Genomic DNA, 16,749 nt, shown 5'->3' on the forward strand with positions numbered 1-16,749 from the left:
ATGGAGCACACCGTCGCGGGCTGCCGCGCCCGCGAGATCCTCGACCGGGTCGGCGACAAGTGGTCGCTGCAGGTCATCGCGCTGCTCGGCGAGCGCACCAAGCGGTTCACCGAGCTGAGGCGCGAGATCGACGGCATCAGCCAGCGGATGCTCACCGTCACGCTGCGCGGCCTGGAGCGCGACGGCATCGTCACCCGGACCGTCTACCCCGTGGTGCCGCCCCGCGTGGAGTACTCGCTCACCCCGATGGGCGCCACGCTGATGGACGCGGCCGGCACCCTCGTCGCCTGGGCCGAGGACCACCTCGCCCAGATCGACGCCGCCCGCGCCGACTACGACGCCCGCCAAATCGACGTGCAAGGGGACAACGGGCGCCGGTAACGTGGATGCGATGGTCATTCACGAGGTGGGACGGCGAGCTAGTCGCGCCGAGCCGGGGAACGCGCAGACGTGCCCGGCCCGGCTCGGCGGTGTGCTCTGCCATCCCATCGACCTCGTGAGGCCGTCCCATGCGCTCGACTGACATCCGTTCGACCTTCCTGGGCTTCTTCCAGGAGCGCGACCACCGCGTCGTGCCGTCCAGCCCGCTGATCCCGTCCGATCCCACGCTGCTTCTGGCGAACGCGGGCATGAACCAGTTCAAGCCGTACTTCCTCGGCGAGAGCACACCCGACCACCCGCGCGCGGTGTCCGTGCAGAAGTGCGCGCGTACGTCCGACATCGAGAACGTCGGCCGCACCACGCGGCACACCACGTTCTTCGAGATGCTCGGCAACTTCTCCTTCGGCGACTACTTCAAGGCGGAGGTGATCCCCTGGGCGTGGGAGCTCCTCACCCGCCACTACAACCTCGACCCGCTACGCCTCTGGGTCACCGTGTACCTGGACGACGACGAGGCCGTCCGGCTGTGGCGGCGCCTGGGCGTCCCCTCCGAGCGGATCCAGCGGCTCGGCATGGAGGACAACTACTGGTCGATGGGCATCCCCGGCCCCTGCGGACCGTCCTCCGAACTGCACTACGACAGGGGGCCGTCCTTCGGACGTGAAGGCGGACCCGCGGTGGACGGCGAGCGGTACCAGGAACTGTGGAACCTCGTCTTCATGCAGAACCTCCGTGGGGAGGGCCCCGGCAAGGACGGATACCCGATTCTCGGTGAACTCCCCGCGCGGAACATCGACACGGGACTCGGTCTCGACCGTCTCGCGGCGGTGCTCCAGGACGTGGACACGGTGTGCGAGACGGATCTGCTCGCGCCGGCGTTCCGTCTCGTCCAGGAGATGGCGGGCCGCCCCTACCCGGGACGCGACGGCAGCGACGACTCGACCTCCTTCCGCGTCGTCGCGGAGCACTCCCGTTCGATCGCGTTCCTCATCGCGGACGGCGTCATGCCCGCCCGCGACGGCCGCGGCTACGTCCTGCGCCGCCTGATGCGCCGCGCGATCCGGCACGCGCGCAGGCTCGGCATCGACGGTCCCGCGCTGCCCGCGCTGACCTCCAGCGTCGTCGGCACCCTCGGCGAAACCTGGCCGGAGCTCTCTAGTCGGTCCGCGCTCATCGAGCAGGTCGTCACGGCCGAAGAGGAGGCGTTCGAGCGGACGCTGCGCCAGGGCTCCCAGATCCTCGAAACGGCGATCGGCCGCGCCACGACCGCCATCTCCGGGCGGACGGCGTTCGAACTGCACGACACCTACGGCTTCCCGATCGACCTGACCATCGACGCTGCGCGGTCGGCCGGCCTCACCGTCGACGAAGAAGCGTTCGCCGAGCTCCTCGAAGCACAACGCCGCAAGGCGCACCGCGCCGGCCAGGGCCGCAAGGGCAGCGCGGTCGCGCGGCAGGACCTCTACCGCCGCGTCGTCGCGGCGCACGGCCTCACCGACTTCGTCGGCTACGCCTCCGAAACAGCCGAAACACAGATCGGCGTCCTCCTCGGCCCGGACGGCGAGGTGCCCACGGCGACCGAGGGCGACGAACTGGAGGTGGTCCTGACCCGCAGCCCGTTCTACGCGGAGTCAGGCGGCCAGGTCGGCGACACGGGCACGATCCGCACGTCCGGCGCGACCCTCGACGTCCTCGACACCCGGCCGGGACTGGACGGCCTCCACGTCCACACCGTCCGCATCGTGGACGGCGAGGTCCGTCCCGGCGACGAGGCCGAAGCGATTGTGGACGCGGACCGCCGCGCGGCCACCGCCCGCTCGCACAGCGCCACCCACGTCCTGCACGCGATGCTGCGACGCACCCTCGGCGACCACGCGGCGCAGCGGGGCTCCCGCGTGGAGCCCGGACGCCTGCGCTTCGACTTCGCGCACTTCTCCCCCGTCGACACGAATCTCGTCCAGACCCTCGTCAACGACTACCTCCTCGACGACCCCGAGGTGCGCGTCTGGGAAACGACCCGGACGGAGGCGGAGCGCGCGGGCGCGGTCGCGCTGTTCGGCGAGCGTTACGGCGACGACGTCCGCATCGTGGACATCGGTGACGCCTCCCGCGAACTCTGCGGCGGCACCCACGTCGGCCACGGCTCGCAGGCGGGCCCCGTCCACATCGTCGGCGAGGCGTCCATCGGCACCGGCCTGCGCCGCATCGAGGCCCTCACCGGCGCCGACGCCCTCCGCCACCACGACCGCGCCACGTTGCTGCTGGAGGAACTCGCGGCGCTGCTGAACGTCCGTCCCGACCAGGCCCCCGACCGTCTCCGGGAACGCCTGGAAACACTCGCGGAGACCCGGCGCAGCCTGGACACGATGCACCGCGCCGAACTCGACCGGCACACCGACCGCCTCGCGTCCCTCGCCGAGCCCCTGCCCGGCGGCTGGCTGGTGGCGCACACCGTCCCCGGCCTGACCGGCTCGGACCTGCGCACGATCGCGACCGGCGTCCTCACCCGCCGCGACCAGCGCGGCCTCGTCGTCCTCGGCACCGCGTCGGACGGCAAGGCGGTGCTCGTCGCGGCGGCCGGCGCGTCCACCGGCGTCCAGGCCCGGGACCTGCTGTCCGAGGCGGCCCGCGAGGTCGGCGGCGGCGCGGGCGGCAGAGGCCCGGTGGCGAACGCGGGCGGCCGCCGCCCGGAGAACCTCCCCAAGGCGATCACCACCGCGGCGGCCAAGGCCCGCACCCTCCTGGCCGCAGACCAGGCGTAGCCCGGCAGGCGTCCGCACGAAACCCGTGCGGACGCCTGCCTTGGCTTCGGTGGTCCCTGAAACCTTGCGACGACCACCACGACTGTGGGGCCTGCCGGTCGGGAGGATGAAACACGGTCGGGCTGGCGGGATTCGAACCCACGACCCCTGGCACCCAAAGCCAGTGCGCTACCAAGCTGCGCTACAGCCCGCAAACCACCGCCGAACGCGATGACGCGAGAAGTGTAGTCCCGATCGCCCCCCACCCGCTCCGCCCCGGCACGTCCACCCCGAGAACCCTGTACGCTACGGGATGGCGACCGAGGCCCGCCGGGCCCTCACACGCCTAGCGGGCGTAGCTCAATGGTAGAGCCCCAGTCTTCCAAACTGGCTACGCGGGTTCGATTCCCGTCGCCCGCTCTCTCATTTCCCCAGGTCAGAGCCCTATGGGGCGATCTTGACCGCCCTTCTGAAGATCATTTGTCACCCATTTGTCACTGGGATCTGGCACGTCTGAGCGGCATCCTGGTTCAACTGCTGTGCTTCATGAGCATGGTCTGACCGTCTCTAGCGGAGATCAGCACGGTGGCGGATCTTGCGTCCTCAACGCGGAAGGTCCAGCTCCCCTTGGGGAGCCGGACCTTCGTTCGTTGGACGGCTCGCTAGCTCGGCTCGATGCCGAGCAGCCGGCGGAGATCGACCGTCACGACGCGGTAGCTCGTGCCGATGCGGATCACCTTGCAGGGGAACTGCCCTCGGCGAGCGAGCTGGTAGGCGCGTGTACGTCCCAGCCCGAGGGCGCGGGCGGCGGTCTCAACGCTGACCGTGGTGGGGAGAGCGAGAAGCTCGTCCTGGCTCATCTGCTTCACGCTCCCGCCCCCTTCCGGGAGCTGCCGAACCATCTCGCCCGAGGCCTTCCGTTCTCGGGCTGTCTCGCTCGTGGCTCGGCTCGTCGGCGCGGGGCCGTGGGGGCGGGTTCGGCGGCGGTGTTGCAGGACGGTGGTGCGCCGGTCTTGTGCGGCAGCCCGCTGCTGTGAACGTGGTTGATCGCCCTGCGCGCCTGGTCGATGGCTTCCCCGCATCCCGCGCCCAGATGGCGGGCGTGAAGGACTGCGCGGCCGAAGGCGTCGAGTGCCTCGTCGAGAGGCGCGCCGTGGTCATGGGTGAGGTGTCCGGCTGCATGCTGGCGCGCGAGAAAACGTTGGAGTTGGAGGAGAAGGCTGTCCAGACCGGAGGTGGCTGCGTGAACGGCGTCCAGCACTGCGTAGACGGTCGCCGGCCCGGCAAGGCCGCCCGTCTGACCCACCGCCCGGTTCAGCGACCGTACGGCGCTCTCCAGCTCCAGGGCGGACTGCTCGGCCTCGTAGTCGGTTTGGGGGTTACGGCCGACCTGGGTGTGGTCGTCTGTCATGGGTGCACTCCTGAAGGTGCAGACCCTCCGCGGGAGGGCCATAGCTGATCGTGGACATGGCCCGTCCTTTCTCTCGGGAGCGACAGGCAGACGCTTTGCCGCTCCATGACTTTGTTTACGCTCGGTCATTGTGCACGCACCGTGTTCGTGACTCCATCACTGAGAACGCATCGGCGAGTCTCGACTTCCCCTGGTCAGCGTCTGGGCGCGCCCTTTCGAGGCGAAGATCGCTGAGACGGGTGGGGTGCTGGCGCAGCCCCCGGTCTCAACCCGTCGCCCAGCGGCACTGGGAAGGACTCGGCGGCAAGCCTCGCCATCGCCCGGCCCTCTTCAAGGGTCTCCACGACTCGCGGCGATACCGGGGCAGCTCGATGGAGCTCCATCCGTCGGACGGCGTCCAGCCCCGTTGCGGCCAGGCGCGCAGCATCGGCCTGGGCAACGCGCTGCTGGGCAAGGCGATGGTCGGCCGCCGACTCGATGAGATCTACAAGGTTCGCTATGAGGAACAGCAGATCAACCGCGAGATCCCGCTTCTGCTCGCGTCGATCACCCCAGCCGACATTGGTGACCGCAAGGGTCCGAGCCACCGCGCGCAAGGCGCTGCCATACCGCGTGACCGGCGGCAGGCGGCCGAGCGGTTCCCGGGCGGCGCGATCGTAGAAGTCGGCGGCCTCGGCCAGCTCGCGGTTGCCGGTGATATCCGCCGTGACATGGAGGACGTCAGAGGCCGCCGCGGCGAGATCGGCGCGAACACCCGGATCACGCAGGACGCGCATCTGCCAGGCCGCCGTCCCGGCAACTCGGGCGGCTTCCCGGTAGGCAGCGGCCCGCTCCGCGTAGTCGGCGGATGAACCCGGCGTCCACCTGCGTGGCCTGGCAGCCCGCCGGTAGGTGGCGCCACCCGTCCACCTGTGGCGCAGCTTGGGCAAGGTGAGGTCAGCGGCGAGCTTGCCGCCCGAGAAGAAGATCGGTTCACCCTGGGAGTTGGTGTACTCGGGCACCGCAACGGCGTAACCCGTCACCTCGCCAGACGTCCGGACACTGAATCTCAACCGCACCGCCAGCCCGCGCTCACGCAGGCCGGCGAAGAACGCCTCCTCACTGTCGGACGCTGCGGCGACAGCGGCCACGTGCCGCCGCAGCGCGACGCGAGGTGGCTCCTCCAGCCCGGCACGCTGCGCCCGTTCCAGCTCAGCCCGCGAAGGACGGGGCGCCGCCGTCCGATCCGCGGGCGCGGTACGGCACAGCCCATACCGTTGCTCGACGACCTGGCACGCCTTGCGGGCCTTGAGGTAGTCGCGAGTGATGTTGGGTCTCCGGCCGTCCTCTCGCGCGAGTGTGGCCACGACATGGATGTGATCGTCCGCGTGACGCACGGCGATCCAGCGGCACGCCTCGGGATCGTCCCGTGGCGCGATGCCGGTCTGGTGCATCAGCTCCTCGGCGATGTCGGCCCACTCTTCATCGGTCAAGGCCCGATCTGCAGGGGCCATCCGCAGCGAGCATTGCCAGACCGGCTCCGCTGGCTGGCTTCGCCTCATCGTCTCCAACGGAGAGCGCAGCGTTTCGGTCAGCGGCCGGAGATCGAGCTTCCCGTCCCCGCGTCGTGCTGGTTCCAGAGCAGCCGGGTGCCGGTACCCGGCAACGATGTGTGGGTCGGCGTGCTCGTTCCGCTTGCCCCGCCCGTACAGGTAGCGCAGCAGGTTGCTCACATCGGCGCCGCGCGTGACCTTCGCGATCACGGCAGCCTTCTACCGAGTTCTACGATGAGGGCCTCCGCCCTGCGCACCACCTGGAAGCAGTACGCCGCCAACCACTCCACCGACTCCGGGACCTCGTTGTAGGCGTTGGCATGGCGCACGAGCTGGTTGAGATTGACACCGACCGCATTCACCTGACGGCTGGCATTCCGCAACTCGGCATGCAACGCGACGAGCGCCCCATCCAGGGGTCGCTGCTCCCGAATCGCGGTACGCACCGTCCTTACGACGAACGCGCTACACGCAAGCCCGGCTCGCGTCGCCGCTTCATGTATCTCTTCGTACTCCACGTCGCTGACGCGAATTCTCAGTTCCCGCTCTCGCCGCCGGCCTCCGCCGAGCTTCGCTCGACGCTGCAGAGGCTCCGGCTCGTCGCTGCTTCGCCTGACTGTCGTCATGTACCTCCGCTCCTGGCGTTTGAGGACCGCGCTCGGTCCCCACCTGGCCAGTGTGAACTTCCGGGCGGAAGTTATCCACAACAGGTAGCGCTCTGCTAGCTATCTTGCATCCCACACCGAGCTGAGAAAACGTCGATTCACGAAGGCCAGTCCATGTCATTTGACCAGCCGATTATGACGCTCGCTGTCGGACGCCATTGCATCGTTCACCCTGCTGACGAATTTCTCGCCACCCGACCTGCGCAGCAAGAACAGGAATCGCCGAGAAAGTCCTCAGTGTCAGATTCGGCCAGTCGAACTGCCGATGGAGAGGGCTTTTACCCATCGCACAGTGCAAGGAGGAGGGTAGTCATACCCGTTCCGTTGACGATCTCTCCAGCGTTTACCTCGGCGATCTCGACGGTGAGATTACACGGAGTCTGGCTTCCGGTGGCCTGCCGGACGGCGGGCGCGTTGTCGACGACAGCCTGCCAAGTCGCACCAGCGGTCTCTAACAGTTCCTAAATTGTCAATCCATCGACCATGACTTTTGACGTCGATCAATAGGATCTACGCTCTGTCATCATGCTGCCGATTCACTCCCACTATCGAAGTTTCCAGACGTGGCAAGATATCGGCCGTGCGGCAGGGTACGGCTCGAAGGGCCTGCTGGAGACAGCGACGGCGACCTGCGCCAACAGGGAGCCGTCTGGTGGTGAACCCGTCTCCGAGTAGAAGTCGAGCCCGCAATGAGCGTACGTCTCTTCAGCACACCCGTGCAGCAGCAGGCACCCGAGGGGACTTGACCTCCTAGCCTTCTGTTTACAAGAGACCGGCCACCCCGTGATCGCCGCCATCGACACAGGTGGAACCATGTGCGCCCGGTCGCCGACGCCAGCAGTCGTAAGCCTCTGTTGCGGTACTTCCGTGCTGTACTTCTCGGCACCCTGCCACGTGATAGACGCCCAACCGCTAACCGGAACTACCGCTGCTACCAGGGAACTGAGCATCCGGCGAGATGTGTCGCTGCGCGGGACTGTCTGTTAAAGTAGTCGCCCTCATCGCCGCTCTCGCGACACTCGGATGAGTTGGGCAACTTCAGCGCCTGTTGACTGCGCTTGCGCTCTCCAAGAGGAGGGCCATACGTGGTTGGCGTTGAGTAGCCTCGCCGTGGCACCTTCGAAGTCGGGTTCGTTGTGGAACTGGGCCTCGTTGAATTCGGCTGTGCCGTTGAACTGGCTCCCGCGGAACCCGGCATCTCCGTTGAATCTAGCTCCCCGAAAGCGGATAGTTTCATTAAATACAACTTCATCAAACCACGCGCCCGCGTAGAATTGGTTATCCTCAAACCATGTGGGCCCGTTGAACTGAGCACTACCGAACCAGGCATCCTTTCCGAAGCAAGCCTCGTCAAACCAGGCACTCCCATCGAACTGGGCCCGATCAAATCCAACCTCATCATCGAATTTTGCTGCATCGAAGCTGGCAGTGCCGCCGAATTGGGTTTTGCTGAACTTGACGTTGCCTTTGAAGCGCGCTCCACCAAACCCGGCCTCCTCGACAAACTTAGCCTCGTCGAACCTTGCGGTACCCGTAAACAGGGCTTCAGAGAAATTCGCGCGTACAGGACGGCAGCGAGTGAAGTCGAACTCGATAAGGCGGGCGCCGGCAAGGTCAATAAGAATGCCGTCCCAATATCTTTCGGACTGTTCTTCATCGGATGGGAAGGCAGTCAAATGACGATGCAACATTCGTTGAGCGGCCAGCCGAACCTGGAGTTCTTGCCGGGCAATTTCGACGAGTACTGTCTCTGAGGCGTCTAGTTGGAGGTGATGAAATGGCATACGCAAGTAGGCGCAGACGACGTCAGTCACGGTTTGCCGGTGCTGTTCGTGACCTTGGGCGAGGCGCTCCAATGAATACAGACCGCCCAAACGGACGGCGGCCTTCTCGTGCCCAAGCTGCTCCACAGCTTGTCCGAACAGTTCCGTGACGCGGCGCTCCGTAGCGTCGAAAGCATTGACCCGTGCCACCTGTTCGGCATGCGCTTGGGCCCGTTCGGCTCGTTCGGCCGCTGCTTCGTCGACGCGCTGGCGCCGGTAAGCGGTAACCAGAGCAACGAGGGCACCAACACCAGCGACCAGGGCGAAGCCGAGTTTGAGGAGCTCCAACTGTGTCTTGGCGTCCAGAGGTTGGGGCGTAGCCTTAGATGGTGAGCCCAACAGCCAGAAGATGAAAGACCAGGCAGCAACCAGCAGGATCACTGCGGTGGTAAATGCCACGGTGAGCGCCCGCCGGATCGACCACAGCCCCAACGTGCGGTGGGCGTCCTTCACATGGCGCTTATCCCGTCCTGCGGGTTCGATGTTATCGCTCACGATCCGTGATGATAGAGAAATCCGGACACCCTCCGCGGTACTTTGCTCTCATCTCCCCCTAGGCCTAGGCACCCCCACTTGGGGTCTCAACCAACCCATGTCCTACGTGTTCAGATCGTGGGCAGGAAGAGGCCACGCGGGTCGCCCTCGCCCAGCGCATCAGACGTGCGCATCGCACCAAACTCTCCGAGCGATTTCCCGATGGTGTGCCAGATAGACCGCAAGCGAGTGCTCTGACTCTCCAGAGGCCGCAAACCGGTTGTCGGCTGGTTCACTCTCGCTCTACCACCTGGGGTCCTGAGCGGACAGCAGCCCCTTGACTGGGGCCAACTGAGCAAGGCGCGGATCGCGACCTGGCGGGCCGGCGTCTGGTGACCGGCACCCAGACCACATGCTCCGAGCGGCGTGGGCATGGGTGGGCACGAGCAACGCCGCCCTAGACGCCACAGGCCACTATTCGTCGTTGCAGACGTCTGGTTACAAGCGAGATCAGACCCGTCCAGGCATGTCCCCACGTGCCCGCTGACCAGCGCCGCAACCTCCCGGACGTCCACACCCGTCCAAGATCATCCGACCCCGTTGTTAGCACCACCGTTAGCACGCACACCCGTCCCGGAGGGTGCGCCCGCGCGAACGACGAGAGACCGCGCCAAGCAGCTTCCACTGGGCTCGGCGTCGGGACGCGGAGCCGACCTTGCCGGGGCCGGCACCCCTGCGCAGCCATGCCGGCCCGGCGTTGCCTGGTCCGGAGCTCGCCCCGCCGTGATCTATTGCTTAGAGATCACTTTGTCCCGCGGGGCCGCCCTTCGGTAAAGGCGCAGATGGGCGGGTCCGCTGACGCCTCTGTTCTGTCAGACCCTCATGCCATCATCGATCACGTAGCCAAGAAACCTTGAGGAAGCCGTGCCTAAGAAGAAGCGCGTCCGCAAAGCTGCGAATCGCAACGCGAACAATAATCGCCACCAAAAAAATAGCCCCGAACGGATTCAGCTCTATCATGACATGGCTGTCTACGAAAACTTCGAGCGCTGCGCACACCGAATCTTCACGATACTGCGAGATAGCCAACACGCGTCCCCCGGCGCCGAGCGTACACTCCTGCTCCGCATACAAGGTCACAGAAACGAAGAAGGTGGCTATGGCCACGATGCCTACGAGATACTTTGCCACTTTCTTCCGGAGTTTATATTTCCATACTTGGCTGCCGCGATTACCCCTTTTGGGGAACTAGAGAACAAGAATACACAACGCAATGACATCCCCAATCGACTCTATATCGGCTATCCGGCAGGCGAGGAGAAAGACTTCTGGTACGACGTTGACCTCCTGCCGATTCGAGCCAGAGAGGAAACTGATGGTAACCGAAAAACGCCGCCAAGCAAGGAAGCGATCGCGCGGTACCTCGGGATGCAATCTAACCCATGTTGTCTGATCTGCTGGAACACGCCTACAGAACGCGCCCACGTGGTGCCAAGTTCACTTGGCGGGTCAATGGACGTACGCAACTTTGCATTACTCTGCGAATATCATCATAGGCAGGCGCCCGACATAGCCGACGCGGAAGCATTTTGGGCTTGGGTGGATTATGCAGAGATGAGGGATTCGGGAAGTAAATGGGAGCGCGAATCCGAGCATGTCAAGGAGATGGCTCGTAAGCTCGGATCTAGGACAGAGAAGGTGAACCGATCCGAAGTAGATTTCATAGCCGCGGTTCGGTTCGAACTCGAACACCTGTACGGCTGGGAAGAAGTTGACTTCGCACGGTTTTCGTGGGATCTGCAGGAAGAGTATCACCGCGTCCTGGAAACGGCGACAAGAAAGCATTTCGGCATAGAACGAAAGGTCTCTACGCATTCTTGGGCCTATGACGTTGCCTTGTATCGAATCACTAGAGACCTTGAAGCACGCAAACGCCGCCGTAACAAGGTGCTACTTTACGATTCGATACCGGATTGCCAACGTAGGCCGTGCAACTTCCGCATCGATCCCGTACCTCCGCCTCCTTCTTGAGCGAGCAGTAGATCAGCCTGCCGATCGGCTGTCATGCGGAGATCATCAAGTCTAAAGGCATCGCCTGCTCATTGCGTAACCGTCCCGGAGGGTGCCCGCGCGAACGACGAGACGGTGTGACACCTGACTTGGCTCAAGATCGCTGATCTTGGGTAGGGTGCTGGCTGTTGAGCTGCGGTTTCGTCGTGTGAACGGCGAAAATCTGCGCACTAAGCGGCCGGTTCTAGGGGTCTGCCCATCGCTTCCCGGTTACGGCTTCAGCGACAAGCCGGCCGCGCCGGGGTGGGGGATCGAGCGGATATCCGACGCGTGGTGCGAGCTGATGGCCCGGCTCGGCTACCGGCGGTTCGGCGCCCAGGGCAGCGACTGGGGCACCAGCATCGCCACGAGCATCGGTCAACGGCAACCCGATCGGGTCGTCGGCATCCATCTCATGCCGCCGCTCGCACCGCCCGATCCGGCCACGTTGGACGACCTCACCGGTGCCGAGCGGGCGGCGCTCGCGACACTGCGGGAGGCGGACGAATGGGGCTCCGGATACTCGGCGCAGCAGTCGACCCGGCCGCAGACGGTCGGCTACGGGCTGGTCGACTCGCTGGCCGCCCTCTGCGCCTGGATCGTCGAGAAGTTCTGGTCGTGGACCGACTCCGGTGGCGACCTGCATCGGGTTATTACCCGGGATGAGCTGCTCGACAACCTGATGCTCTACTGGCTGCCCGGCACCGGTGCCTCATCCGCCCGGCTGTACTGGGAAAGCCTCCGGCAGGTCAACGGATAGATCTCCGGGTCGGCCGGCGCGCCGGTGACCGTACCCACCGGCTGTTCGGTCTTCCCCAAGGAGCTGCAGCGCCCGTCTCGGCGGTGGGCGGAGCGCCGGTTCCCGAACATCCGGTACTGGAACGAGCCCGGTAAGGGCGGCCACTTCGCGGCGTTCGAGCAGCCGGCGTTGTTCGTCGACGAGGTCCGGTCATTCTTCCGGCTGGTCCGCTGATGGTCACCCGTACTCGGTAAGCGGCTGGCTAAAGATCAACAAGTGCCCATCGGGTGTCCGTACGTTGAAGTCGCGCATCCCGTAGGGCCGGTCAGCCAGTGGCTCGACGATGTCGGCGCCGCGGGCGCGCAGCTCGTCGTGGCAGGAATCGACGTCGTCGACGACAACCGTCACCCTGGCCGGGCCGACGCTGCTTTCGGCGTACAGGTGGAACTCAGCGGTGTCGCGGATCACGGCCGCGTAGCTAGGTGGGGTCTCCCAGGTGAATATGGTGTCGAATCCGAGCACGTCCGTGAAGTACGACCGCGCTGCCTGCACATCTCGGCACGGCAGCACGGGAACCGCCACCCGCATGACCATTCCGTCACCTTACCTGACTTTGGCTCAAGATCGCTGATCTTGGGTAGGGTGCTGGCTGTTGAGCTGCGGTTTCGTCGTGTGAACGGCGAAAATCTGCGCACTAAGCGGCCGGTTCTAGGCTGTCTCTCGTGGCGTATGTGCGCACGGTGAAGACGGCGTCGGGGGCCAGGGCGGTGCAGATCGTGCACTCTTCGCGTCGCGGGTCGCGGGACATCGAGCACATCGGCTCGGCGCATGACGATGCGGCGTTGGAGGCGCTCAAGGCGGTGGCGAGGCAGCGTCTGGCTGTGGGGCAGCCCGAGCTCGACTTTGGCCCGGACTTCGCGGCGTTGCAGGCCGGCAGTGGTGCTGGTGGTGGGCCGCTTGCGATCACGTCGTCGCGGATGGGGTACCTGTGGGACGCGCTCGGCCACGCCTACCAGCTGTTGGGGTTCGAGGAGGCCGCTGGTGGTGACGAGGTGTTCCGATTACTGGTGCTGGCACGGATCGTCGAGCCGACCAGCAAGCTGGACAGTCTGCGGGTGGTCGAGGAGGCAGGTTTCGACCCGCCGGCGTACGCGACCCTCAAGCGGCGTCTGCCCGCGTTCGCGAAAGAGTCCTGGCGGCAGAAGTTGGCCGCGGCGTGCGCCCGCACCGCTGATCTGGGGCCAGCGTCACTGGTTCTCTACGATGTGTCCACCTTGTACTTCGAGACCGATGCCGGGGACGGGTTCCGTGAGCCCGGGTTCTCCAAAGAACGCCGCCTGGAGCCGCAGATCACGATCGGGCTGCTCACCGACGCAAGCGGGTTTCCGTTGATGGCTAACGCGTTCGAGGGCAACCGGGGCGAGACCACTACGATGCTGCCGACCATCCGTGCGTTCATGGATGCCCACCAGCTGGCTGATGTCACGGTCGTGGCCGACGCTGGCATGATCTCTGCGGCCAACCAGCAGGCCATCGAGGCCGCGGGGTTGTCGTTCATCCTCGGCGCGCGGATACCCGACGTGCCGTACGTGGTCCAGGCGTGGCGCCACGAGCACCCGGATGAGCAGATCCCCGACGGGCACATCTTCACCCAGCCCTGGCCTGCCGGCCCCAAGGACCAGCGCCGCGACCAGATCATCTACTACCAGTACCGGGCGGACCGGGCTCGGCGCACCCTGCACGGCATCGACGAACAGGTCGCCAAGGCCGAGCAGGCCGTCGCCGGCAAGACCGCGGTCAAACACAACCGGTTCATCCAGCTCACCGGCGCCACCAAGAGTGTCAACCGGACCCTGGAAGCCAAGGCACGCGCCCTTGCCGGCCTCAAAGGCTACGTCACCAACCTCCCGGACGTCACCGCCGAGTTCGTGATCGACGCCTACCACCGACTGTTCCACATCGAGAAGTCGTTCCGAACGTCTAAACACGACCTACGTGCGCGGCCGATCTACCACCACAAGCGCGAGTCGATCGACGCACACCTGACGGTCGTGTTCGCCGCCCTGGCCGTCAGCAGGTGGATCGAGCAGACCACCGGCTGGTCGATCAAGAAGTTCGTGCGCACCACCCGCCGCTACCGCACCATCAACATCCAGGCCGGCGAGCACACCCTCACCGCCGTCGACCCGCTACCCGACGACCTCCGCGATGCCCTCACCCGCATCCACGACCGCGGTGCGCACTAATTTGAGCCAAGTCAGGTAAAGGCATCGCCTGCTCATTGCGTAACCGTCCCGGAGGGTGCCCGCGCGAACGACGAGACGGTGTGACAGACAGCTTCGCGCGGGCGTGCCCTCCGGCCCGCGGGGGGGCTGGGGGCTGCGAGGCCCCCGCTTCGCGCTCGCTCAAGCAAGGTTCAAACTACGCAGGGCCGTGCCTAACTCGCCATCGGGAATTGATATATGCCTTTGACTCTAGAGGGGGGCGACGATCAATTCTTCCGACATCCCCAGACAGATCGATGTCATACATTTTTTCACTTCCACGTACGGTGGCAGCAAGAAAGTCTTCGGAAAAGATGGCCAGAAGACGATCGTCTGTAAGGAGCCGCGCGCGCTCATCCAAGGCGACTGCCAGAATCATAATGTCGTTGAGTGTGTTCCGAAAGTTCTTCTTGATGGTATAGCGCTCCGCAAAGTCACGTAGCAGGCACTGCGCCAGGTGAGCCGATCTTTCAGTAAGAGGTTTGCATTTAATTCCAACGTCACACAAGAAGCGTAGCCTGGATTTGATTGTTCGCTGAGAAGCGATGTCGAGACACTCGGCGTACGTCAGGATGAATGACACCATGCGGGCATTTAGAGCATTGGCGAGCGCTTGATGTGAGTGCTCGACCGCCATGGGGAAAGTGTCGCCAAACTCCAATATTAGAGAGTCGGTTCTACGCTTTCCACTCCGCAGGCGGGCTGTTGGCGGATGGCTTCTGGCATAGCTGACTAGAGCTTGTGATTCCCATAAACCCCTATCTCGCTTCGATACTAGAGGCAGGTAGTAATCGTTCCTTGCACCTCCTGATTTCTGAAATAGCAAAAACTCCTGGGCGACTACGGATGAAATCCAGGCGTCGCTCGAATTTAGAGACGTTCGCCCTTCCGAAGCATGCACGAGAAGTTGTGTGTCAAAGAAATTCATGGACGCCTCCCAGAGGTTTAGCCGGATAATCTGCTCGTGTCGAGCTTAAAACTGTAGTCGCGCCAGGATGGCGAGGGGAACTCTTTTCTTCCACGGCGGTCCGCAGTCGGACTGCGGCCGGGCGGCCGGGGCGGGTGGGCCCGGAGAGGCCGCATGCCCGGCCCGGACCGGCCGGCGGCGGCCGCGGAGCGGGCGCCCTTGAAGACGTAGAGAAAGTTCTAATCAGGGTCGTTGGCTTCCAGACCGGGTCCGGCAGGTGGGCCTCGCCGCGGTGGTGTTGGTGGCAGGTTGCCGGTCGTGGTTCGAGCCGCCCGCGCGGTGACCTCTGAGAAAGTTCTGAGCCTTGGAGCTCCCGGATGAGACTGGGGCCCGCGCGGGTCGCTGGGATCGCGAACGGCTCCATCGGAGGGAAGGCCGCAGAGCCTTGTGATTAGGGCGCCGCGCGTTCCCGGCCAGGCCGCCACTTGCACTGACAGGTCACAGGTGATCGAGGGAGAGCACCGGGTGAAAGCGTTCTGCGGGATCGACCGGGCCGAGGACCACCACGACGTCGCCGTGGTCGACCAGGCCGGCTTGCTTCTGGCCAAGCGCCGGATCGACGACAGCGCCGAGGGGTTTGAGGAACTGCTGAAGCTGCTGGCCGACGTCGGGGAAGACCCCGGCGATCCGATCCCGGTGGCGATCGAGACGCCTCGTGGCCTGCTGGTGGCGGCGCTGCGGAGCACGGGCCGGAAGGTGTTCGCCATCAATCCGATGGCGGTGGCCCGCTATCGCGAGCGGCACTCGGTCGCGCGCAAGAAGTCCGACCACATCGACGCGATGACGCTGGCAGGCATCCTGCGCACCGACGCGCACGCCCACCGGCCGCTGCCCGACGACAGCGATCTGGCCAAGGCGATCGCCGTCCTGGCTCGGGCTCACCAGGACGCGATCTGGCGGCGGACCCGCGCGTCCAACGCGCTGCGGTCGCTGCTGCGCGAGTACTTCCCGGCCTTCCTGGCCGCCTTTGCCGGCGACCGATCCACCAACCTGGCCGGGCGCGACGCCCGGGCCGTGCTGGCGCTCGCGCTCACGCCCACGGCGGCCGCCCGGTTGTCGCGCACGCGCATCGCCGCGGCGTTGCGGCGGGCCGGTCGGCAACGCGGCACCGACGAGCTGGCCCGCCGGGTCCAGCAGGCTCTGAGGCGGCCGCACCTGCATCAACCGCCGCTGGTCGAGGACGCGATGGGCGTCCAGGCTCGCGCGCTGCTGGCCGTTCTGGACGCCGAGTGCGACAACGTCGACCGGCTCGGCCAGGCGGTCGCCGAGGCCTTCGCCCAGCACCCCGACTACGAGATCATCACCAGCTTCCCCGGCTTGGGCGACGAGCTCGGCGCCCGGCTGCTGGCCGAGATCGGCGATGACCGGGGCTGGTTCGCCGATGCCAGGGCGTTGAAGGCCTATGCCGGGTCTGCGCCGGTCACCCGCGCCTCGGGGCGCAGCCTGTCGGTCACCCGGCGCTCGATCAAGAACAATCGCCTGGCCGCCACCGGGTTCAGATGGGCGTTCTGCGCGGCCGCCAAGACCGGGCCCCCGCGCAGCCACTACCAGCAGCGACGCGACCACGGAGACCGGCACGCCGCCGCACTGCGCAACCTGTTCAACCGGATGCTCGGACAACTCCCCCACTGCCTCCAGACCAGGCAGCACTACGACCCGGCCAAAGCCTTCACCCCACCCGTCACCGCAGCAGCGTGAGGCAG

The 16,749-nt window shown here is 65.6% G+C and carries 15 protein-coding genes and 2 tRNA genes; 8 read left to right on the plus strand and 9 right to left on the minus strand.

Annotated elements, in window-relative coordinates; translation table 11 throughout:
* Positions 1–381, plus strand: a complete 381-nt coding sequence (locus tag AB0H37_RS34055) for a helix-turn-helix domain-containing protein (RefSeq protein ID WP_179836663.1) — start codon at positions 1–3, stop codon at positions 379–381.
* Positions 382–509: 128 nt separating this feature from the next.
* Entirely contained in the window at positions 510–3,143 is a 2,634-nt protein-coding gene (alaS, locus tag AB0H37_RS34060; protein ID WP_360616874.1) for an alanine--tRNA ligase, read from the plus strand.
* Between the two features lie 117 nt (positions 3,144–3,260).
* Here alaS and AB0H37_RS34065 read toward each other — a convergent pair.
* Positions 3,261–3,334: transfer RNA gene (locus AB0H37_RS34065), tRNA-Pro, on the minus strand.
* A 137-nt stretch (positions 3,335–3,471) separates the two neighbouring features.
* Between AB0H37_RS34065 and AB0H37_RS34070 the strand changes: the two genes are divergently transcribed.
* Positions 3,472–3,542 (plus strand) — tRNA-Gly (locus AB0H37_RS34070).
* Positions 3,543–3,784: 242 nt separating this feature from the next.
* Here the strand turns inward: AB0H37_RS34070 and AB0H37_RS34075 are convergent.
* From AB0H37_RS34075 to AB0H37_RS34100, 6 genes are all read right to left on the minus strand, one after another.
* The gene (locus tag AB0H37_RS34075; RefSeq protein WP_360616902.1) at positions 3,785–3,982 is read right to left on the minus strand and encodes a helix-turn-helix domain-containing protein; all 198 of its coding nucleotides are present in this window, start codon (positions 3,980–3,982) and stop codon (positions 3,785–3,787) included.
* A 5-nt stretch (positions 3,983–3,987) separates the two neighbouring features.
* Positions 3,988–4,533, minus strand: coding sequence for a hypothetical protein (locus AB0H37_RS34080; protein WP_360616875.1), 546 nt, complete (start codon positions 4,531–4,533; stop codon positions 3,988–3,990).
* A 194-nt stretch (positions 4,534–4,727) separates the two neighbouring features.
* On the minus strand, positions 4,728–6,275 hold the full coding sequence (locus AB0H37_RS34085) for a hypothetical protein (protein ID WP_360616876.1): 1,548 nt from the start codon (positions 6,273–6,275) through the stop codon (positions 4,728–4,730).
* Positions 6,272–6,691 (minus strand): hypothetical protein, encoded by a 420-nt coding sequence (locus AB0H37_RS34090; RefSeq protein WP_360616877.1) that lies wholly within the window; start codon positions 6,689–6,691, stop codon positions 6,272–6,274. Before AB0H37_RS34090 ends, AB0H37_RS34085 begins: the two co-directional genes overlap by 4 nt.
* 1,037 nt (positions 6,692–7,728) lie before the next feature.
* Positions 7,729–9,048 carry a pentapeptide repeat-containing protein gene (locus AB0H37_RS34095; protein ID WP_360616878.1) on the minus strand — a complete coding sequence of 440 codons (1,320 nt, stop codon included), beginning with the start codon at positions 9,046–9,048 and terminating at the stop codon, positions 7,729–7,731.
* A gap of 867 nt (positions 9,049–9,915) precedes the next feature.
* A complete protein-coding gene (locus tag AB0H37_RS34100) occupies positions 9,916–10,218 on the minus strand; it encodes a hypothetical protein (RefSeq protein ID WP_360616879.1) in 303 nt (100 codons plus the stop codon).
* A 27-nt stretch (positions 10,219–10,245) separates the two neighbouring features.
* Between AB0H37_RS34100 and AB0H37_RS34105 the strand changes: the two genes are divergently transcribed.
* From AB0H37_RS34105 to AB0H37_RS34115, 3 genes are all read left to right on the plus strand, one after another.
* Complete coding sequence (locus tag AB0H37_RS34105; RefSeq protein ID WP_360616880.1) at positions 10,246–11,058, plus strand: HNH endonuclease signature motif containing protein; 813 nt, start codon at positions 10,246–10,248, stop codon at positions 11,056–11,058.
* Between the two features lie 157 nt (positions 11,059–11,215).
* Positions 11,216–11,836, plus strand: a complete 621-nt coding sequence (locus tag AB0H37_RS34110) for an alpha/beta fold hydrolase (RefSeq protein ID WP_360616881.1) — start codon at positions 11,216–11,218, stop codon at positions 11,834–11,836.
* Between the two features lie 24 nt (positions 11,837–11,860).
* The gene (locus tag AB0H37_RS34115; protein WP_207709950.1) at positions 11,861–12,049 is read left to right on the plus strand and encodes a hypothetical protein; all 189 of its coding nucleotides are present in this window, start codon (positions 11,861–11,863) and stop codon (positions 12,047–12,049) included.
* 3 nt (positions 12,050–12,052) lie between these two features.
* Here the strand turns inward: AB0H37_RS34115 and AB0H37_RS34120 are convergent, their stop codons facing one another.
* The gene (locus AB0H37_RS34120) at positions 12,053–12,409 is read right to left on the minus strand and encodes a VOC family protein (RefSeq protein ID WP_053731577.1); all 357 of its coding nucleotides are present in this window, start codon (positions 12,407–12,409) and stop codon (positions 12,053–12,055) included.
* A gap of 173 nt (positions 12,410–12,582) precedes the next feature.
* Here AB0H37_RS34120 and AB0H37_RS34125 point away from each other — a divergent pair, with 173 nt between their 5' ends.
* Positions 12,583–14,061, plus strand: coding sequence for an IS1634 family transposase (locus tag AB0H37_RS34125; RefSeq protein WP_360616903.1), 1,479 nt, complete (start codon positions 12,583–12,585; stop codon positions 14,059–14,061).
* 175 nt (positions 14,062–14,236) lie between these two features.
* Here AB0H37_RS34125 and AB0H37_RS34130 read toward each other — a convergent pair whose 3' ends face one another.
* Positions 14,237–14,716 carry a hypothetical protein gene (locus AB0H37_RS34130; protein ID WP_360616882.1) on the minus strand — a complete coding sequence of 160 codons (480 nt, stop codon included), beginning with the start codon at positions 14,714–14,716 and terminating at the stop codon, positions 14,237–14,239.
* Between the two features lie 795 nt (positions 14,717–15,511).
* Between AB0H37_RS34130 and AB0H37_RS34135 the strand changes: the two genes are divergently transcribed.
* Positions 15,512–16,744: an IS110 family transposase gene (locus tag AB0H37_RS34135; RefSeq protein WP_360616883.1), complete on the plus strand. Its 1,233-nt coding sequence runs from the start codon at positions 15,512–15,514 to the stop codon at positions 16,742–16,744.
* The last annotated feature ends 5 nt before the right edge of the window (positions 16,745–16,749 follow it).

Source organism: Actinomadura sp. NPDC023710 (assembly GCF_040639875.1).
GTDB classification, from domain to species: domain Bacteria; phylum Actinomycetota; class Actinomycetes; order Streptosporangiales; family Streptosporangiaceae; genus Spirillospora; species Spirillospora citrea.